Origin of the sequence: Bradyrhizobium sp., assembly GCF_049586575.1 — a bacterium.
Taxonomy (GTDB): Bacteria; Pseudomonadota; Alphaproteobacteria; order Rhizobiales; family Xanthobacteraceae; genus Bradyrhizobium.
The window spans coordinates 1-2,839 of record NZ_JBAVCF010000256.1 but is presented as its reverse complement, the minus strand read 5'-3'; the positions used below and the strand labels follow the sequence as shown (position 1 = coordinate 2,839).

Below are 2,839 nucleotides of genomic sequence, written 5' to 3'. Positions count from 1 at the left end.
GTCAACCTGCTGGCCGAGGGCTCCTATTCCAAGGACTCGGAGATCAAGGACGGATACCCGCAGTTCACCTACGCCGTGTTGAAGAAGCTCGGCTGGGACAAGGACCTGGCACCGGGTGAACTTGCGACGATCCAGAAGATCGGCGGTGACAATGCCGACACTGTCTCATGGTCAACCGACCTGTCGGGTGGAATCCAACGCATCTGCATCAAGCACAATGTGATTCCATACGGGAACGGCAAGGCACGCATGAACGCGTGGAATCTGCCGGACCCGATCCCGGTGCATCGCGAACCGATCTACACCCCGCGCGTCGAACTCGTATCGAAGTATCCGACACTGCCTGACGCCAAGCAATTCCGGCTGCCGAACATCGGCTTCACGGTGCAGAAGACAGCGATCGACAAGGGCATCGCCAAGCAGTTTCCGTTGATCCTCTCGACTGGCCGCTTGGTGGAGTATGAGGGCGGAGGCGAAGAAACCCGTTCCAACAAGTGGCTCGCCGAGCTGCAGCAGGAAATGTTTATCGAGATCAATCCAGCAGATGCTGCCGCCCGCGGCATCAAGGACGGCGGCTGGGTCTGGGTAACGGGGGCAGAGAACGGCTCGAAGGCAAAGGTCACGGCGCTGGTGACCGAACGCGTCGGCAAGGGCGTCGCTTGGATGCCGATGCATTTCGGTGGCTGGTTCGGCGGCATCGACCTGCGCCGCAATTACCCGCAAGGTGCCGATCCAATCGTGCTCGGCGAAAGTGCGAATACGATTACGACCTACGGCTACGACCCGGCGACGGGTATGCAGGAACCGAAAGTCACTCTCTGCCAAATCCGAGCGGTATAAGGAGGCAGGACCATGGCTCGAATGAAATTCCTCTGTGACGCCGATCGCTGCATCGAATGCAACGCTTGCGTCACCGCCTGCAAGAATGAGAACGAAGTGCCGTGGGGCATCAACCGCCGGCGCGTCGTTACAATCAATGACGGCAAGCCCGGAGAGAAGTCCGTCTCGATGGCGTGTATGCACTGCACCGACGCGCCGTGTCAGGCAGTCTGTCCCGTGAATTGCTTCTACACCACGAGCGACGGTGTCGTGTTGCACGACAAGGACCTATGCATCGGATGTGGTTATTGCTTCTACGCCTGTCCGTTTGGCGCGCCGCAATATCCAAAGACCGGCAATTTCGGCTCGCGCGGCAAGATGGACAAATGTACCTACTGTGCCGGTGGTCCTGAGGCGGATGGCAGCAAGGAGGAATACGAGAAGTATGGCGCCAACCGCCTCGCCGAAGGCAAACTGCCGCTGTGCGCCGAGATGTGCTCGACTAAGTCATTGCTTGCGGGCGACGGCGATGTCATCGCCCAGATTTACAAGGAACGCGTGTCGAAGCGCGGCTACGGCTCGGGTGCTTGGGGATGGCAGACAGCATACCGCGAAACGATTGCGACGTGACGCGGATTCGTGAAGGCAGGCCCTCCGAAGAAGACACGGAGGGCCTGACACGAGGTCGAGCAGTATTGGGACGATCAAACGCATGCGCGCGCAGGGACATGGAGAAGACACATGATGAAGATCACGTCACGCCTCCGGACCATGCTCGGAGCGCTCGTGCTGGCCTTGATGGTCGCCTTCGCGGCCGCTCTGGCGCCCCAATCCGCGTCAGCCCAGCAGGTGAACCCGCAGGCGAGCGCGGTGCACGAACAGCAGTTGCTCAATCAGCTGAAGACCATCAAGGGACGCGGCACGATTCCCGATACCAAGTCATACGTGATCGAGCACCCGGCCGGCCGCGATTGGCAAGAGTTCCGCATGGCCACTTTGCAATGGATTGGCGGCGTTGCGATTATCGGTACGATCGTGCTGCTGATAATCTTCTATATGTGGCGCGGCTCGATCAGGATCGAGGACGGTCGCTCGGGCCGCACCATCCTGCGCTTCAATTCTTTCGAGCGCTTCGTGCACTGGTTCACCGCGACCTGCTTCGTCATCTTGGCCATTACCGGTCTTAACGTCACGTTCGGCCGCCCGATTTTCGTCGGCAGTTACGGCTCGGAGGCGTTCAGCACCTGGTCGCAATGGGCGAAGTACGCGCACAACTACGTCAGCTTCGCCTTCACCATCGGCGTCGTGATGATGTTCCTGATGTGGATCGGCCAGAACTTCCCGACCCGGGCGGATATCCAGTGGTTGAAGACGGGCGGAGGCATGTTCAGCAAGGGCCATGTGGCGCCGGCGCCGGCGTGGAAGTTCAATGCCGGGCAGAAGCTTCTCTACTGGTTCATCGTGCTTGGCGGCATTGCGATGATGATCAGCGGTTACATGCTCATCTTCCCATTCTATGGCGGCCTGACGGTCGGCAACATGGAGTTGGCCGAGATCTTCCACGGCGTGGTCGGCATGCTGTTCATCGCGCTGATCCTCGCGCACATCTATCTCGGCACGCTCGGCATGGAGGGCGCGTTCGAGTCGATGGGTGAGGGCACGGTCGACCTCAACTGGGCGAAGGAGCACCACAGCCTGTGGCTGCAAGAAGAGCAGGCCCACGCGAGGCCGCGCGGTTCGAAGACGCGGCCGGTGGCAACGCCTGCAGAATAACGGCAAGATCAGTTCGGTCAAAAGCGTCCGATTGGACGGACTGGCGGGCGACTTACGCGCGATGAAACGTCTCCTGCTATAATATCGTATGCGCATTATCGGGCTTACCGGCTGGAGTGGTTCCGGCAAAACCACGCTTGTCAGCAAACTGCTTCCGTGCCTCACGGCGCGCGGCGTAAGCGTTTCGACACTCAAGCACGCGCATCACGGCTTCGATCTCGATCAACCGGGGAAGGAGTCCTTTGTG

General features: G+C 59.9%; 4 protein-coding genes. All 4 read left to right on the top strand.

Annotation, left to right across the window (positions count from 1 at the left end):
* A partial coding sequence (locus tag WB528_RS09805; RefSeq protein WP_423888222.1) for a formate dehydrogenase subunit alpha occupies window positions 1-840 on the top strand: 840 nt, incomplete at its 5' end.
* Window positions 841-852: 12 nt separating this feature from the next.
* Entirely contained in the window at window positions 853-1,449 is a 597-nt protein-coding gene (gene fdh3B / locus WB528_RS09800; protein ID WP_423888221.1) for a formate dehydrogenase FDH3 subunit beta, read from the top strand.
* Between the two features lie 111 nt (window positions 1,450-1,560).
* Entirely contained in the window at window positions 1,561-2,592 is a 1,032-nt protein-coding gene (locus tag WB528_RS09795) for a formate dehydrogenase subunit gamma (RefSeq protein WP_423888220.1), read from the top strand.
* An 88-nt stretch (window positions 2,593-2,680) separates the two neighbouring features.
* A partial coding sequence (locus WB528_RS09790) for a molybdopterin-guanine dinucleotide biosynthesis protein B (RefSeq protein ID WP_423888223.1) occupies window positions 2,681-2,839 on the top strand: 159 nt, incomplete at its 3' end.